Below are 14,839 nucleotides of genomic sequence, written 5' to 3'. Positions count from 1 at the left end.
GCAGGCAGCAGCGCGCGCGATCGCCGTTCGGCCTGCCGCCATTGAAACGCTGAGGCGCGCCGCCCCATGATGCTGCGTCTCGCGGCTGCTGCGCTTGGGATCTCGTTCTCGCTGGTCTCGGCGATGCTCTTTGCCGACAGCCTCAGATCCCGCCCGGCAATCGCCGCGGCCGCGAGCGTCGTCGCCGATCCGCAGTCCTGGCGGGGCTCCGGCGACACGCTCGACCGCTATCTTTCCGAACAGCCGCTGCCCGGCCGCTGCAACCGGGACGGCGAGCGTAGCCTCGTCATTCTCGAACTGACCCGGCTCGACCTTCTTGCCGCAGATAAGTCGGTAAGCCCGTTGCGGCTGGAGCAGCTGCGGTCCGGCGCGCTGGCCAGAGCAAGGCATGCGCTCGCCTGCGCGCCGCAGGACGGCGGCTCCTGGCTCTATCTCGCCATGCTGCAGCAGGCTTCGGGCGAAAGGCGGGCCGAAATCCTGCATTCGCTTCAGCTGTCCAGGCGCTTTGCTCCCAACGCCGCCTTCGTCCTGAAGCAGCGACTGCGCTTTGCCGGCCGGCTCTGGTCTGCCGAGATTAACGGGCCGCGCGATCCGCTCGGCGATCTGATCGTCGACGATCTCACGGTCCTCGCCGAAGCCGGCTCTCTCTCGGACAGGAAGGCGATCGTCGCCGTGCTCGGCCCGAAGATCGCGCCGCTGCTCGAGCGGGTCCGCTCGGCCGCTGCCCTTTCGGACGCGCAATAGTCCGACGACACCGGGCATTCCGACGCCGGTCGTCCGATCTCGCAACGTCTTGCTTGAAATGTAAAACGATCGTTTTACATTGGGCACATGGACACGCGATCGACCATCCTCGCCGCCGCCGAGCCGCTCTTCGACCGGCACGGCTACACCGCTACCGGCATGGACCGACTGACGGCGGCCGCGGGCCTTTCGAGCCGCACGCTCTACAAGCACGCCGGCAGCAAGGCCGCGCTGATGGCTGCCGTTCTGGCCGAACGCGAGGGCCGGTTCATGCAGCGCATCGAAGTCGCAAGTGTCGATGCGCTCTTCGCCGCGCTGGATGACTGGGTGCGCGAGGAGGGGAGCCGCGGCTGCCTGTTCCTGAGGACGCAAGGCGAGACCGGCGGCGACACGCCGGAGATCGCCGCTGTGGTCACCGCCCACAAGCAAGCCTTTCGCGCGAGGATCGCCGAGATCGTCGCGGCCGAACTCGGCGGTTCCGGCGACGCGTCGCTCGCCGAACAGATCCTCGTCCTTTTCGAGGGCGCCACGGCCGCAGCGGTCTATCGCGGGCCGGCGGCGGTGGCCGCGGCACGGGCTGCGGCAGCGACCCTGGTCGCGGGAGCGCGTCGATGACCCTGCTGGGGAGCCCGGCGCTGCGCATCGGTGCGACGGGCTTCGGCCTAATCGCCGTCTGCTACGGATTCGCCCGCTTTGCCTTCGGCCTGTTCCTCCCGCAGATCGACGCCGATCTCGGCCTTGGCGCTGGTCTCAGCGGCGTGATCTCGGGCGGTTCCTTCTTCGGCTATTGCATCGCCATCGTTGTTTCGGCCTGGGCGACGGAGCGCTTCGGGGCGCGCAGCGTCGCCATCGCAGCGGCCGTCGTTGCTGCGGTTGGCATGGCCGGCATCGCCCTTTCGCCGTCGTCCGCCTGGCTTGCAGCGGCGGTTTTGCTTGCCGGGTCGAGCACCGGCCTTGCGTCGCCACCGATGGCTGCGGCGGTCGCTGCAGCCGTCAGACCGGCGCGGCAGGACGCGACCAACACCGCCATCAATGCCGGAACGAGCGCCGGTGTCGCGCTTTCGGGCGCGGTCGCCCTGACCCTTGCCGGCGAGTGGCGGCTCGCCTTTGGCGCCTTCACCGCCATGGGGATGCTTTTGGCGGTCGCGGCGATGCGGACCATTCCGGCCGCGCGGGGCGGCGATGGTGCCGGCGGGCTCCCGCCAATCACCGGTCCGGTGGTCCGGCTCGTCGGTGCCTCCTTCCTGATGGGCGCCGCGAGCACCGCTCTCTGGTCCTTCGGCGGTCAGCTCGCGGCGCTGCGCCTCGGCTGGGAGAGCGCCGGAGCCGGCCTTCTCTGGAGCTTCCTCGGCGCCGGCGGTATCGCTGGGGCCCTTGCCGGCACCCTCATCGCCCGCTTCGGCGTCGACCGGGTGCACTGGACCTCCCTTGCACTGATGGCGGCGGGAATCCTCGCAGTCGGCTCGGCCTTTACGAGCCCCGTCCTGGCGCTTGTCGGCGGCGGGCTGTTCGGCGGCGCCTATGTGATGCTGACCGGGGTCTATCTCGTCTGGGGCGTCCGCGCGGTTTCCGATCGCCCGGCGACCGGGCTGATGATCGGCTTCCTCACCATCGCCATCGGCCAGACTGCCGGCGCCCCACTCTTTGGGCTGCTGCTCGATGGTGTCGGGCCAGGGGTAGTTGCTGCGACCTTCGCCGGCCTGGCGCTCCTGCCGGGCATCTTTTCCGCCCGCCGGGTCGCTGCTCCCGCCAGTGCATGACGGGAGCCGCTGCAAGCGCAGCGGTTCCCGGGCCATCATCGCCGGCGGTCGCTGTTCAGCGGACGGCGTACCACAGATGGGGGTCTTCGCTCGAGGCGATCTTGACGAAGGAGAGGTCGGTCCTGTCCCAGGCGCGCATCAGGTCGGTGCGGTTGTCGAGGACGAGGTCGCCGAGGCTGGTGCGGGCGATCAGCACCGCGTGGCCCTCGCCGCGAAAGGTTCGCGCAACGGCCATCAGCAGAGAGGCGGCCGGAAAGCCCGCCTCGATCAGTGCCCGTCGCTTGGTCAGCGCATAGTCCTCGCAGTCGCCGCTCGCGGTTCCGGCGCTCCAGGTGTCGCCGGATTCGAAGCGCGGTGCGATGGCGCGGTTCACCCGCCGGTTGACCAGGGCGATCAGCTGTCGCGCGCGCGGCGTCATCGCGATGGCCGCCGCGGCGCCACCATGGCAGTCGCCGGGATTTGCCTCGCAGAACATCACATAGGAGAACGGCGCGAGGGTCGGGCGGTCGAGGGATATCCGCCTGACCGCGTCGAGATTGTCCAGCGAGCGCGTCAGGCCGGCAATGCCGCCGGCATGGGCTTCGGTCAGCGCCATTGCGCAAAGCGCCGTGACGGCGCTGAATCTTGCCAGGACTTTCAGCATGAGAGGCCCCCGCCTGCAGTTGTGTTCGCGGGAAGCAATGCGCGAGGCGGATTTTGATCCGTTTACCAGACTATTTTGAATTGTAACCATCGCTGCTTCCGGCTCTCGCCGGGGGTCGATAGTCCGATCTAGGGCTAATTCTTTCTTGCCGGATCAGCCGCCCCAGGCATGGCTGGCAAGCGCGCTCGCCATCACCATCAGCTCCGCCCGCAGCCGCTCGCGCGAGATCTGGCCGCCGAGACAGACGCGCACGGTCTCTTCCGGCGTGCCGGTGACGGTGAAGGCGTCGGACGGCATGATGCCGACATGCCGGCCGGCCATCCGGCCCATCAGGTCGGCCCGGCCGGAGCCTTCAGGCAGGCGCAGCCAGATGTTGAACGCATACTGGTTGGTGTCGTAGTCGAAACCCTCCAGCGCCTGCGCGGCGATCTCCTGCCGCGCCTCGCTTTCGGCGCGGATGAAGCGGCGGATGCCGTCGGCGGTGCCGTCCTCGATCCACTGGGTGGCGAGCGCCACGGAGATCGGCGAGGCCATGCCGCTGATCGCCTTCAGCGCCTGGGTCAGCTGCAGCGCGTCCTTGCCGCTCGGCGCCACCGTATAGGCGAGGCGAAGCCCGGCGCCGATGCATTTCGCCAGGCCGCCGATATGCCAGATGAGATCCGGCGCGCTGACGGCGAGGGGCGCCGGCGCCTTCTGCGGGATGAAGCCATAGGCGTCGTCCTCGATCGCCGGCAGGCCGTGTCGGGTGAGGATCTCCGCGACCGCCAGCCGCCGCGCCGTCGGCATCGTCACCGTCGTCGGGTTCTGCAGCGTCGGATTGAGGTAGAGCGCCTTCGGCGACGTCTGCCGGATCGCCGCCTCCAGCGCGTCGGGCAGGATGCCGTCGCGGTCCATCTTCAGCCCGACCAGCCGCAGATCGAGGAGCCGGGCGATCGCCCGGAGCCCCGGATAAGTGATCTCTTCGCAGAGCACGGTGTCGCCGGCGCTGGCGAGGAGCGAGAGGATCGCCGTGATGGTCGGATGGCCGCCCGGCGTCACCGCGATGCGCTCGAGCTTCGGCACCATGCCGCGCATCGACAGCCAGGAAGACGCCGCCACCTTGTCCTTCTCGCTGCCGGTGGTCGACTGGTAGCGCAACAGCGGCACCAGATTGGCGCCGACATAGGCGAGCCCCTCCCGCATCTTGGCAAGCAGCGCCGGATCCGTCGGCTCCGGCGGCATGTTCATCGTCAGGTCCTCGGCCTCGCCGCGAACCTCGTCCGGGCCGGCACCGAGCGCTTCGCCGCCGTCGACGAAGGTGCCGCGGCCGACATGGCTGTCGACGAGGCCGCGGGTGCGCGCCTCGGCATAGGCACGGGAGACGGTGGTGAAGTCGATCGCCAGCCGCTTGGCGAGGCGGCGCTGCGGCGGCAGCCTGTCCCCCGATTTCAGCCGGCCGGCCTTGACGTCGCTGGCGATCGCCTCGGCGATTTCGAGATAGAGCGGCTTGCCGCTTCTCGGCAGCTCGGGGATCCAGTCGATCACTGATGGATATCCTGCAAAGTCGTGACGGCAGCGTGCCGATTGTCGGGAATTGTATGGATATTGTTGTCGATCAATGCAAGCCGAATTGGCGAGAGTTCAGCCAGTTTTCGCGGCAGATGTCGCCTAAAACAGTGGCAACGGATGCGTTTATAAGCAAACAGAGCCAGCAGCGCGAAATTAATTGTATGGAAAATAGAATGACGATTGACTGGATATTCTCGCTGGGAGCACTCTCCGCTCCGGTTCACGGCTTCGAAGAGGAGAGCAAGGATGCCGGCAGTCAGCGCAGAAGCCCACAAGGACGGCGACTATTTCGTCGATTACGAGGAGAAGGTCTTCGAGGACGTCAAGGCGGCGCCTGGTGAGAAGGCCCTTGTCACCTTCCACACCGTCGCCTTCGAGGGCTCGATCGGCCTCGTCAACATCCTCAACGCCATCCGGCTGAACCGGAAGGGCTTCGAGACCTCGATCCTGCTCTACGGCCCGGGCGTGACCCTCGGCATCCAGCGAGGCTTCCCGAAGCTCGGCGACGAGGCTTTTCCGGGCCACCAGAACTTCGCGGTCAACCTCAAGAAGTTCATGAGCGAGGGCGGCAAGGTCTTCGCCTGCCGCTTCGCTCTTCAGGCGCTCTACGGCCATGGCGAGCCGTCGCTCCTGCCGGGCATCACGCCGATCGCGCCGCAGGACGTGCTCGACTGCATCCTTCTGCACAAGAAGGCGAATGCCGTCATCCTCGACACCTGGACCGTCTGAGACGAAACGCCCGGATGCATGTGGCGGCCCCGGTGCGTCCGGCGGTCGCCGCCTGCCGCGAGTTCATCGAAGCCGGGAGGCGAGGATGCGAAACGACACCATCAGGGCGGCCGCCGTCCAGATCGCGCCGGACCTCTCGGGCCGCCAGGGCACGATGGACCGGGTGCTGAACGCCATCGCCGAGGCGGCCGAAAAGGGCGCCCAGCTGATCGTCTTTCCCGAGACCTTCGTTCCCTACTATCCCTATTTCTCCTTCGTCCTGCCGCCGGTGCTGCAGGGCCCGCCGCATCTGAAGCTCTACGAAGAGGCCGTCGTCGTCCCTTCGGCGGAAACCGAGGCGGTGGCCGATGCCGCGCGCCGGCGCCGCATGGTGATCGTCCTCGGCGTCAACGAGCGCGATCACGGCTCGCTCTACAACACCCAGCTGATCTTCGACGCCGACGGTTCGCTGGTTCTGAAGCGCCGCAAGATCACCCCGACCTATCACGAGCGGATGATCTGGGGGCAGGGTGACGGTGCCGGGCTCAAGGTGGCTGAGACCGCCGTCGGCAGGGTCGGCGCGCTCGCCTGCTGGGAGCACTACAATCCGCTCGCCCGCTACGCGCTGATGGCTCAGCACGAGGAGATCCATGCGAGCCACTTCCCGGGCAGCCTCGTCGGCCCGGTCTTCGGCGAGCAGATCGAGGTGACCATGCGCCACCATGCGCTGGAATCCGGCTGCTTCGTCGTCAATGCCACCGGCTGGCTCACCGAGGAGCAGATCGCCGAGATCCATCCCGATCCGAAGCTTCAGAAGGGGCTTCGCGACGGCTGCATGACCTGCATCGTCTCGCCCGAGGGGCGCCATCTCGCTCCGCCGCTGACCGCGGGCGAGGGGATCCTGATCGCCGATCTCGACATGCGCCTCGTCACCAAGCGCAAGCGGATGATGGATTCGGTCGGCCACTATGCCCGGCCGGAGCTTCTGTCCCTCGTCCACGACGCCCAGCCGGCACGTCCAATCCATCAGATCCCCGACCCGATGGGCGCACAGGCGCTCCCGTCCGAGGCTGCGCGGGATTTCGCGGCGGAGAAGGACCATGTCTGACGCCGAACTCATCAACGACCTGCAGACCCGCGGCATGCGCCTCGTCGACCCGCGAGCCGGCAATGACAGCCGCCGCGGCGGCGCCGGCCCGTCGGACCACAAGGCGGTGACCATCGGCGGCACCACGGTGATGGTGCCGGTACACACCGCGCCGGCCTTCGACAGCCCCTATCTCGTCGATGCGCCGGACGCTGCCGGCCTCTCGCGGGTCACCCGCGACCGGGTCGAGGTGGCGAAGGTGCGCTTCCCCTCCCGCCCGCGTTTCTACGACCTCACCACCGCCGACGGCATTGCCTACAACAAGATCGCCGTCCTCCATTCGCGCGACGTCCTGGCAACGACGATCCTGCAGACCTGCATCCGCTACGAGAGCCGCAAGAAGACCTGCCAGTTCTGTTCGATCGGCCAGTCGCTCGCCGCCGGCCGCACCATCGCCCGCAAGACGCCGGAGCAGCTCGCCGAGGTGGCGAAGGCCGCCGTCGAACTCGACGGCGTCAAGCACATGGTGATGACCACCGGTACCCCGCCGGGCAAGGATCGCGGCGCGGCGATCCTCGCCGAAAGCGCTGCGGCGGTGAAGGCGGCGGTCGACCTGCCGATCCAGGCCCAGTGCGAGCCGCCGGAGGACGATGCCTGGCACCAGCGGATGCGGGACGCCGGCGTAGATGCCCTCGGCATGCATCTCGAAGCTGTCACCCCGGAGGTGCGGGCGAGGATCATGCCGGGTAAGGCCCAGGTGCCGCTGGAGAAGTATTTCTCGAGCTTCGAGGCGGCAGTGAAGGTCTTCGGACGGGGCCAGGTCTCGACCTACATCCTCGCAGGCCTCGGCGACACGCCGGAGGCGATCCTCGCGATCTCCGAGAAACTCTGCGCCCTCGGCGTCTATCCCTTCGTCGTGCCATTCGTGCCGATCTCCGGCACGCCGCTGGAGAGTCATCCGGCGCCGGGCGCAGATTTCATGGCGCGGGTGCTGGCGCCGCTCGCCGCGATGATCCGGGCGGCAGGCATGTCGGCCGAAGAGATCAAGGCCGGCTGCGGGCGCTGCGGTGCCTGTTCGGCCCTGTCGACTTATGAAAAGCTGACGGATATCCAGAAGCGGAGCGCCTGATGAACGCCGTCGATCATTCGGTCTTCCTGTCACCCGGCTATTTCATCAGGGCGGCCGCCGCGCCCTGGGAAAAGGCGGGTGCGGCGCGGCTGCGCCGCCGGGTCTTCGTCGAGGAGCAGGGGCTCTTTCAGGCCGACGACCGCGACGCGATCGATGCCGACTGCACCAGCCTCGTCGCGCTCTCCACCTATGCCCATGAGGCGGACGAGGTTGTCGGCACGGTGCGCATCCACGAGCCGGAGCCGGGCCTCTGGTGGGGCTCGCGCCTCGCCGTCGACAGTCGCTTCCGCCATGTCGGGCGGCTCGGCCGCGAGCTGATCCGGCTTGCCGTCTCCACCGCCAACGGCCGCGGCTGCCACACCTTTCTCGCCCATGTTCAGGCCCAGAACGTCGAGATGTTCCGGCATCTTCACTGGCAGGTCGAGGACGAACTGACGCTGCACGGCATGCCCCATGCGCGCATGCGGGCGGAGCTTGCCGCCTATCCGCCGATCGCCGATCCCGAGACCGGCTTCCTGGCGCTGGCCAAGCGCAGTGCGCCGCCACCGGAAATTTCCTGGTGAAGGCTAAATGACCGAGGGCTCTTTGACGATCGACCCGCAAGCGCTCGCGGATAGCCTCCGGGCGCATCCCTCGATCCGCGGCAAGCTTGCCATCGGACGGGCGACGGGCGCGCTTGGTCTCTCCTTTGGTAGCGCCGGGCGGCCGGGCGACGACGCCGCGGCGCTGGAAAACGCCGCCGGCGGCTGGGATCTCCTGGCCGGTGAAGGCTTCATCCCGGCCTTCGTCGCCGACGATCCGTGGTTCGCCGGCTGGTGCGGAGTGATGGTCAATCTCTCCGACATCGCCGCGATGGGCGGATGGGCCGTCGCTCTCGTCGATCAGGTCTGGGCGCCGTCGCCGGAGGCCGCACGGCCGCTGCTCGAGGGGCTGAAAGCCGCATCGCAGGCCTATGGCGTGCCGATCGTCGGCGGCCACACGAATTTCGGCGCGCCGGAACTCGGCCTTGCCGTCACCGCCCTCGGCCGCTCGCGGGCGCTCGTCACGAGCTTTGACGCCAAACCCGGCGACGCCCTGATGATCGTGGTCGACATGCGCGGGGAATACCGGAATTTCGACAATTTCTTCGCCGCGACCGAATCGACGCCTGATCAGTTGCGGGGCGACCTCGCCCTCGTCTCGGACTTCGCCGAGCGCCGGTTCTTCAGGGCGGGCAAGGACATCAGCCAGGGTGGCATCGCCGGTACGGCGCTGATGCTGGCCGAAGCTTCGGGCGTCGGGATCGCGCTCGATCTCGATTACGTTTTGACCCCGTTTCCACCCGGGCGAATTCCGCTCGAGCGCTGGTTGCGGACCTTTCCGAGCTTCGGATTTCTCTTCGCGATGAAGCAGGACAAGGTCCAGCGGGCCGCAGAGGCGTTCCACGAGCGGGGGATCTATGCCGGCATCATCGGCAAGGTCGAGCGGTCGTCGAAGGTGACGTTCCATTCCCGCGATCGCTCGGCGGTTTTCTGGGACTGGCAGGAGACGCCCTATCTTCGCGCCGCCGTCTCGCCCTCGGAGGGGTCCGATGCCTGAAGTCCATTTCACCATTCGCTGGCCGGATGGCGGCGAGGAGCGCTGCTATTCGCCCTCCACCGCCATCAAGGCCTTCGTCGAGGCCGGCCAGACCTACCCGCTCGACGACTTCCTGGCCCGCGCCCGGGCCGGCCTCAACGCCGCCTCCGACAGGGTGGCTGCGAAATACGGCTTTGCCTGCACCTCGGCGATGGCCGAACTCGCCCATATCGAGACGCGGGCGAAACCCTTCCTCGGCAGCGAAGGCGCTTCAGTCGCCTGCCTCGCCGTTGAGGAATGAAGAGGATGACACCGATGACCCAGAGCCCGGCAAAGCCGAGACATGTTCCCGTCGTCATCGTCGGCGGTGGCCAGGCCGGCCTGTCGGTCAGCCGGCATCTGCAAAAACGCGGGATCGGGCATATCGTCTTCGAGCGCTACCGGCGCTTTCATTCCTGGCGGGAAAATCGCTGGGACACCTTCTGCCTGGTGACGCCGAACTGGCAGTGCCGCCTGCCGGATTTTCCCTATGCCGGCGACGATCCCGACGGCTTCATGCCGAAGGACGAGATCGTCGACTATCTTGAGGGCTTTGCGGACAGCTTCTCGCCGCCGCTCGAAGAGAACGTCACCGTCACCCGCATCGCCCGGACGGGCGAGGGCTACCGGGTGGAGACGACGGCCGGGCTCTTCGTCGCCGAGCAGGTGGTGATCGCGACCGGCGGCTACGACACGCCGATCGTTCCGCCCTATGCCGGGTCCTTGGATCCAGCGATCCTCCAGATTCATTCGCGCGACTATCGCCGGCCCTCTCAGTTGCCGGAGGGCGCGACCCTCGTCGTCGGCACCGGCCAGTCGGGCGTCCAGATCATGGAGGATCTGGTGCGCGACGGGCGCAAGGTGCATCTGGCGGTCGGTCCGGCGCCGCGCAGCCCGCGCAAGTATCGCGGCCGGGATTCGACCGACTGGCTCTACGATGCCGGGCACTATTCGATGACGATCCGCGATCATCCGGACCCGGTGAAGGCCGTCACCCAGACCAACCACTACATGTCCGGCCGCGACGGTGGGCACGAGATCGACCTGCGCCGCTTCGCGCTGGAGGACGGCGTCTGCCTCTACGGCTCCGTCGCCGGCATGGACGGCCAGACGATCCGTTTCGAACCGGACCTTGAAAAGAACCTCGACGACGCCGACAGGAGCTATGTCGGCATTCGCAACCAGATCGACGCCTATATCGAAAGGCACGACATCGACGCGCCCGTCGAGCCGCCCTTCGAAAAGGTCTGGCGCCCCAAGCGCGAGATCACCGAGATCGACGCGGCGGCCGAGGGCATCACCTCGATCGTCTGGTCGATCGGCTTTCGGCCGGATTATGCCTGGATCGAAGTTCCGGTCTTCGACGAGCGCGGCAAGCCGGTCTTCGACCGCGGCATCTGCGACGTCGCGGGCTTTTATTTCGTCGGCCTCGGCTGGCTGAACACCTGGGGCTCCGGGCGATTCCTCGCCATCGACGAGGACAGCCGCCATCTTGCTAAGGCGATCGCCTCCGTCCATGCCCGCGGCGTCCTTGCCGAGGCTTGAGCGTCTTCTTCGCCGGACGGCCGATGCTGGCCGAAATGCAACGGCGGCGAGGATAACCGCAATGCTTGCGAACGATTGCTGCCAATACTGAACGAGATCGTCTAGTTCCGGTCTGTGGGCTTGTTGCCCGGATCGGAGGAACGATGACGTTGCCAGTGCCGGCATTCGCGCGCCTGGGCGCCGCCTGTGGCCAGAAAGCCAAGGGCGGCCGGCCAACCCGCGAGGAGGGCCTGCGGCGCCAGCGCAACATCATGGAAGCGGCGACAAGGCTGTTTCTCGACCGGGGCTTCGCCGCGACCTCGCTGGAGGCCGTGGCGGACGAGGCCGGCGTCTCCAAGGCGACGGTCTACGCCCACTACACCGACAAGCGGAGCCTCTTTGCCGAGGTGCTGCGTGGGCGAATCGATCACTGGCTGGGGCCGCTGTCGCGGGCGGCGAAGTCCGAATGTGGCGGCGAGTGCCGCGCCAAGCCGCTGCCCGACAAGCTGGACGTCGTCAGCCGCTACGTCCTCGCCGTTCTGCGCGAGCCGGAGACGGTCTCGCTGCGCCGCAGCCTGATCGCCACGGCACCGGAGTTCCCCGAACTGGCAAGACTCGCCGAGACGGAGGGGCGCCACAAGGTGATCAGCGCCGTCGCCGCGCTGCTCGACCATCACGTGGCGCGGGGCGAGATCGCCGTCACCGACACTGAGATGGCCGCCGATCTCTTTCTCGCGATGGTCACCGGGCCTTATGCCGGCATGCCGCTGCTGCCGGCGGACGAGGAGGACGAGCCGGCCGAACGTCGGCGGAGCGCGGCGATCGAGCTGTTCCTGAAGGCCGTGGACTACAAGCTCGCGCCGGCTGGCTCGGCGCCTGACGAGGTGCCGGCTGGCCCGCAGGCCGATCGGACCGGGCACCGGCCCTGAGCGGCCTCGTCCTGCCTTTCCCCCTGACGATGCGAAGACCCACGATGCGTCTCGAGCTCCCGCTTCTCGCCTTCGTCGTCCTGCTCGTTGCCGGTTGCGCCGGCGTGCCGCGCACGACGCTGCAGCCGGTAGAGGCGACTGCACCCGGCACCCACGAGGTGGATATGCTGGTCGCCACCACCCGCACGCCCTCCGACGTGCCGGGCGAGGTCTTCGGCGACGGGCGCGGCAGCAGTCTTTCGGTCGAGAACATCGTCGTCTCGGTGCCGCCGGACAGCGTCCGCAAGCCCGGCGAGGTGATCTATCCGAAAGAGAATCCGGGCGATCCGGCGAGGGAATTTGTCGCAACGAAGATCGAGCCGCTCGACCGGGCGGGGGTGCGGCGCTGGTATCAGCGGGTCGCCAGTCCGCAGAAGCGGGTGATCATCTTCGTCCACGGCTTCAACAACAGCTACGAGGACGCGGTGCTGCGCTTCGCGCAGATCCGCACCGACCTGACGGTGAATGCGGCGCCGGTGCTGTTCACCTGGCCGTCCGGCGGCTCGGTCTTCGACTATCTCTACGACCGCGACAGCGCCAACTATTCCCGCGACGCGCTGGAAGCGATCATCGAGAGCGTGAGCGCCAATCCGAATGTCGAGGACGTCACGCTGCTCGCCCATTCGATGGGGGGCTGGCTGGCAATGGAGGCGGTGCGCCAGCTCGCCATCCGCCACGGCCATGTGCCGAAGAAGCTCTCCAACATCGTCCTCGCCTCGCCGGACATCGATTTCGACGTCTTCTTCACCCAGCTGAATCAGATCGGCGATGCCTCCCGCCGCATCACCATCTTCACCGCTACCGACGACGTCGCTCTCCGGGTCTCCAGGCGGATTGCCGGCGACACCCAGCGGCTCGGCGCGATCGACATCACCCGACCCTCGGTTCGTCAGGCGCTGCTCAGCCGGGGAATTACGGCGATCGATCTCAGCAACGGCAACAGCAGCGACGGCCTCAACCACATGAATTTCGCCGACAGCCCGGAGATGGTGAAGGCGATCGGCCGGCGGCTGGTCGCCGGCGACAACATCTCCGGCTCGCGGCCGGGATTCACCGACACGGTCGGGGCAACGGCCCTCGGCGCGGCCCAGGGCGTCGGTTCGGCGATCGGGGCAGGAGTGGCAGCGCCGGTGGCGGTGATCAGCCCGGCGGCGCGAAAGCGGCTGCGAACACAGCTCGGCAAGACCGAACAGGCGTTTCGCGGAAGCCTGCTGACCGCGACAGGGCAGTGAGGCGGGCCCAAAAAACGCCCCCGAAATGCTGCGATGAAGGCGACCGCCCACGGCCGGCGCGCCCGCAAGGCCGCTCGGTCCTTGCCTTGCCGGCGGGACATCCGGCAGATGGGGCTGGAAAACGGGATGACGAAACAATGCTGAATGGCGGCCAACTCCTCGTCGAATGCCTCATCGCCCTCGGTGCGACGAAGAGCTTCGGCGTCCCCGGCGAGAGCTACCTCGCGGTGCTGGACGCCCTCCACGACACCCGCGGGCGCCTCGACTATGTGCTCTGCCGTCAGGAGGGCGGCGCCGCCTTCATGGCTGCCGCCTACGGCAAGCTCACCGGCTCGCCCGGCATCGCCTTCGTCACCCGCGGCCCGGGCGCCACCAATGCGGCGATCGGCGTTCACACGGCGATGCAGGATTCGGCGCCGATGCTGCTCTTCGTCGGCCAGGTCGGCACCGACATGAAGGGCCGCGAGGCGTTCCAGGAACTCGACTATCGGGCGGTCTTCGGCACCATGGCGAAATGGGCCGTCGAGATCGACCGGGTGGAGCGCATCCCGGAGATCGTCATGCGGGCCTGGACGCTCGCCGTCACCGGCCGGCCCGGGCCGGTGGTCGTTGCTTTGCCGGAAGCCATGCTCACCAGCCTGACCGAGGTTGCGCCGCTTTCAGGCCCGGCCGAGATCGCCGAGCCGGCGCCTGCCGCTGCCGCCATGAGCCGGCTGCGCGCAATGCTGGCCGGCGCCGAGCGGCCGCTGATCCTCTATGGCGGCTGCAACTGGCAAGACGGTTCGATGGTGGCGGTCCAGCGCTTTGCCGAAGCCTCCGACATCCCTGTCGTCTCGGTCTTCCGCTATCAGGACCAGTTCGACAACGGCTCGGCCTGCTTCTGCGGCGAGGCCGGCGTCGGTATGACCCCGCCGGTGAAGTCGCTTTTGGCCGAGGCCGACGTCGTCCTCGCCATCAACAACCGCTTCGGCGAGAATTCCACCGACGGCTACCGGCTGTTCGACGTTCCGCAAGCCAGGCAGGCGATCATCCATGTCCACGGCTCGGATCTCGAGATCGGCAAGGTCTATCGGCCGGCGCTCGGCATCCAGGCCGGGCCGAACGCCTTTGCCGAGGCGCTCGGCGCGCTGGAACCGGTGAGCGGCGGCTGGGCCGACTGGCGGGTCAAGGGACGCGCGGCCTATGAGGTCGGCTTCGACCTTCCGGACCTGCCGTCGCCGGTCGACATGGGCAAGGTGACGGCGCATCTGCGCGAGACGCTGCCGGCTAATGTCATCGTCACCAACGGCGCCGGCAACTTCGCCGTCTGGCCGAACAAGTTCTTCCGCTATGGTCCCAAGGCGCGGCTGCTGGCGCCGCAGGCCGGCGCCATGGGCTACGGCGTGCCGGCTGCGATCGCCGCCAAGGTCGCGCATCCGGGACGCACCGTCGTCTGCTTTGCCGGCGACGGCGACTTCCAGATGACCAGCCAGGAACTCGCCACGGCGCGCCAGGCCGGCGCCGAACCGATCATCCTGATCCTCAACAACGGCATTTACGGCACCATTCGGGCGCATCAGGAGCGGAACTACCCGGCCCGTGTTTCGGGCACCGACATGGTCAGCCCCGACTTCGCCATGCTGGCTCGGTCTTACGGCTTTCATGGCGAGCGGGTGGAGCGGACGGTAGATTTCGCCGCCGCCTTCGAGCGGGCGCTGGCCTCGCCGACGGGCGCCGTCCTCGATCTCGTCATTTCGCCGGAGGCGCTGACGCCGCGCCAGACGCTGAGCCAGATGCGCGACGCGGCTCTGGCGAAGAAGGAGTAGCAGAGCGGTAGGGATAGGGCTTCGAGGCGTCAGCGCTGGCATGGCCGGTCAGGCCTGCAGGTCCGTCGCCGCCCCCCTCTGGGCTGCCGCTGCCA

General features: G+C 67.9%; 15 protein-coding genes. 13 read left to right on the top strand and 2 right to left on the bottom strand.

What is annotated here, in order from left to right; translation table 11 throughout:
- The first annotated feature begins 66 nt into the window (after positions 1–66).
- From E3C22_RS06895 to E3C22_RS06885, 3 genes are all read left to right on the top strand, one after another.
- Positions 67–744 carry a hypothetical protein gene (locus tag E3C22_RS06895; protein ID WP_134761273.1) on the top strand — a complete coding sequence of 226 codons (678 nt, stop codon included), beginning with the start codon at positions 67–69 and terminating at the stop codon, positions 742–744.
- Positions 745–831: 87 nt separating this feature from the next.
- Positions 832–1,359 (top strand): TetR/AcrR family transcriptional regulator, encoded by a 528-nt coding sequence (locus tag E3C22_RS06890; protein WP_134761272.1) that lies wholly within the window; start codon positions 832–834, stop codon positions 1,357–1,359.
- Positions 1,356–2,504 carry an MFS transporter gene (locus E3C22_RS06885; RefSeq protein ID WP_134761271.1) on the top strand — a complete coding sequence of 383 codons (1,149 nt, stop codon included), beginning with the start codon at positions 1,356–1,358 and terminating at the stop codon, positions 2,502–2,504. The genes E3C22_RS06890 and E3C22_RS06885 overlap by 4 nt, the downstream gene beginning before the upstream one ends.
- 55 nt (positions 2,505–2,559) lie before the next feature.
- Here E3C22_RS06885 and E3C22_RS06880 read toward each other — a convergent pair whose 3' ends face one another.
- Positions 2,560–3,099, bottom strand: coding sequence for a transglutaminase-like cysteine peptidase (locus E3C22_RS06880; RefSeq protein WP_167591672.1), 540 nt, complete (start codon positions 3,097–3,099; stop codon positions 2,560–2,562).
- A 201-nt stretch (positions 3,100–3,300) separates the two neighbouring features.
- The gene (locus E3C22_RS06875) at positions 3,301–4,671 is read right to left on the bottom strand and encodes an aminotransferase-like domain-containing protein (protein WP_134761269.1); all 1,371 of its coding nucleotides are present in this window, start codon (positions 4,669–4,671) and stop codon (positions 3,301–3,303) included.
- A gap of 270 nt (positions 4,672–4,941) precedes the next feature.
- On the opposite strand from E3C22_RS06875, the gene E3C22_RS06870 reads away from it, so the two are divergent.
- The 10 genes from E3C22_RS06870 (at position 4,942) to E3C22_RS06825 (ending at position 14,744) form a co-directional block, all read left to right on the top strand.
- On the top strand, positions 4,942–5,424 hold the full coding sequence (locus E3C22_RS06870) for an MSMEG_0572/Sll0783 family nitrogen starvation response protein (RefSeq protein ID WP_134761268.1): 483 nt from the start codon (positions 4,942–4,944) through the stop codon (positions 5,422–5,424).
- An 85-nt stretch (positions 5,425–5,509) separates the two neighbouring features.
- Positions 5,510–6,511: a Nit6803 family nitrilase gene (locus E3C22_RS06865; protein ID WP_134761267.1), complete on the top strand. Its 1,002-nt coding sequence runs from the start codon at positions 5,510–5,512 to the stop codon at positions 6,509–6,511.
- Complete coding sequence (locus E3C22_RS06860; protein ID WP_134761266.1) at positions 6,504–7,619, top strand: MSMEG_0568 family radical SAM protein; 1,116 nt, start codon at positions 6,504–6,506, stop codon at positions 7,617–7,619. The genes E3C22_RS06865 and E3C22_RS06860 overlap by 8 nt, the downstream gene beginning before the upstream one ends.
- Positions 7,619–8,182: an MSMEG_0567/Sll0786 family nitrogen starvation N-acetyltransferase gene (locus tag E3C22_RS06855; RefSeq protein ID WP_134761265.1), complete on the top strand. Its 564-nt coding sequence runs from the start codon at positions 7,619–7,621 to the stop codon at positions 8,180–8,182. The genes E3C22_RS06860 and E3C22_RS06855 overlap by 1 nt, the downstream gene beginning before the upstream one ends.
- A gap of 7 nt (positions 8,183–8,189) precedes the next feature.
- Entirely contained in the window at positions 8,190–9,197 is a 1,008-nt protein-coding gene (locus E3C22_RS06850) for a sll0787 family AIR synthase-like protein (RefSeq protein ID WP_134761264.1), read from the top strand.
- A complete protein-coding gene (locus E3C22_RS06845) occupies positions 9,190–9,477 on the top strand; it encodes an MSMEG_0570 family nitrogen starvation response protein (protein ID WP_134761263.1) in 288 nt (95 codons plus the stop codon). The genes E3C22_RS06850 and E3C22_RS06845 overlap by 8 nt, the downstream gene beginning before the upstream one ends.
- 5 nt (positions 9,478–9,482) lie before the next feature.
- Complete coding sequence (locus E3C22_RS06840; protein WP_134761262.1) at positions 9,483–10,760, top strand: MSMEG_0569 family flavin-dependent oxidoreductase; 1,278 nt, start codon at positions 9,483–9,485, stop codon at positions 10,758–10,760.
- A 143-nt stretch (positions 10,761–10,903) separates the two neighbouring features.
- Positions 10,904–11,668 carry a TetR/AcrR family transcriptional regulator gene (locus E3C22_RS06835; protein ID WP_134761261.1) on the top strand — a complete coding sequence of 255 codons (765 nt, stop codon included), beginning with the start codon at positions 10,904–10,906 and terminating at the stop codon, positions 11,666–11,668.
- A gap of 44 nt (positions 11,669–11,712) precedes the next feature.
- A complete protein-coding gene (locus tag E3C22_RS06830) occupies positions 11,713–12,939 on the top strand; it encodes an alpha/beta hydrolase (protein ID WP_134761260.1) in 1,227 nt (408 codons plus the stop codon).
- A 137-nt stretch (positions 12,940–13,076) separates the two neighbouring features.
- On the top strand, positions 13,077–14,744 hold the full coding sequence (locus E3C22_RS06825; RefSeq protein ID WP_134761259.1) for a thiamine pyrophosphate-dependent enzyme: 1,668 nt from the start codon (positions 13,077–13,079) through the stop codon (positions 14,742–14,744).
- Positions 14,745–14,839: the final 95 nt, after the last annotated feature.

The organism is Jiella endophytica (assembly GCF_004519335.1).
Lineage (GTDB): Bacteria > Pseudomonadota > Alphaproteobacteria > Rhizobiales > Rhizobiaceae > Jiella > Jiella endophytica.
Note: the sequence above shows the minus strand (reverse complement) of the source record. Positions and strands in the feature narration are given on the sequence as shown.

Coding starts and splice junctions, on each gene's coding strand:
- E3C22_RS06895 (WP_134761273.1), top strand. CDS start 67: ATGATGCTGCGTCTCGCGGCTGCTGCGCTTGGGATCTCGTTCTCGCTG.
- E3C22_RS06890 (WP_134761272.1), top strand. CDS start 832: ATGGACACGCGATCGACCATCCTCGCCGCCGCCGAGCCGCTCTTCGAC.
- E3C22_RS06885 (WP_134761271.1), top strand. CDS start 1,356: ATGACCCTGCTGGGGAGCCCGGCGCTGCGCATCGGTGCGACGGGCTTC.
- E3C22_RS06880 (WP_167591672.1), bottom strand. CDS start 3,099: ATGGCGCTGACCGAAGCCCATGCCGGCGGCATTGCCGGCCTGACGCGC.
- E3C22_RS06870 (WP_134761268.1), top strand. CDS start 4,942: ATGCCGGCAGTCAGCGCAGAAGCCCACAAGGACGGCGACTATTTCGTC.
- E3C22_RS06865 (WP_134761267.1), top strand. CDS start 5,510: ATGCGAAACGACACCATCAGGGCGGCCGCCGTCCAGATCGCGCCGGAC.
- E3C22_RS06860 (WP_134761266.1), top strand. CDS start 6,504: ATGTCTGACGCCGAACTCATCAACGACCTGCAGACCCGCGGCATGCGC.
- E3C22_RS06855 (WP_134761265.1), top strand. CDS start 7,619: ATGAACGCCGTCGATCATTCGGTCTTCCTGTCACCCGGCTATTTCATC.
- E3C22_RS06850 (WP_134761264.1), top strand. CDS start 8,190: ATGACCGAGGGCTCTTTGACGATCGACCCGCAAGCGCTCGCGGATAGC.
- E3C22_RS06845 (WP_134761263.1), top strand. CDS start 9,190: ATGCCTGAAGTCCATTTCACCATTCGCTGGCCGGATGGCGGCGAGGAG.
- E3C22_RS06840 (WP_134761262.1), top strand. CDS start 9,483: ATGACACCGATGACCCAGAGCCCGGCAAAGCCGAGACATGTTCCCGTC.
- E3C22_RS06835 (WP_134761261.1), top strand. CDS start 10,904: ATGACGTTGCCAGTGCCGGCATTCGCGCGCCTGGGCGCCGCCTGTGGC.
- E3C22_RS06830 (WP_134761260.1), top strand. CDS start 11,713: ATGCGTCTCGAGCTCCCGCTTCTCGCCTTCGTCGTCCTGCTCGTTGCC.
- E3C22_RS06825 (WP_134761259.1), top strand. CDS start 13,077: ATGCTGAATGGCGGCCAACTCCTCGTCGAATGCCTCATCGCCCTCGGT.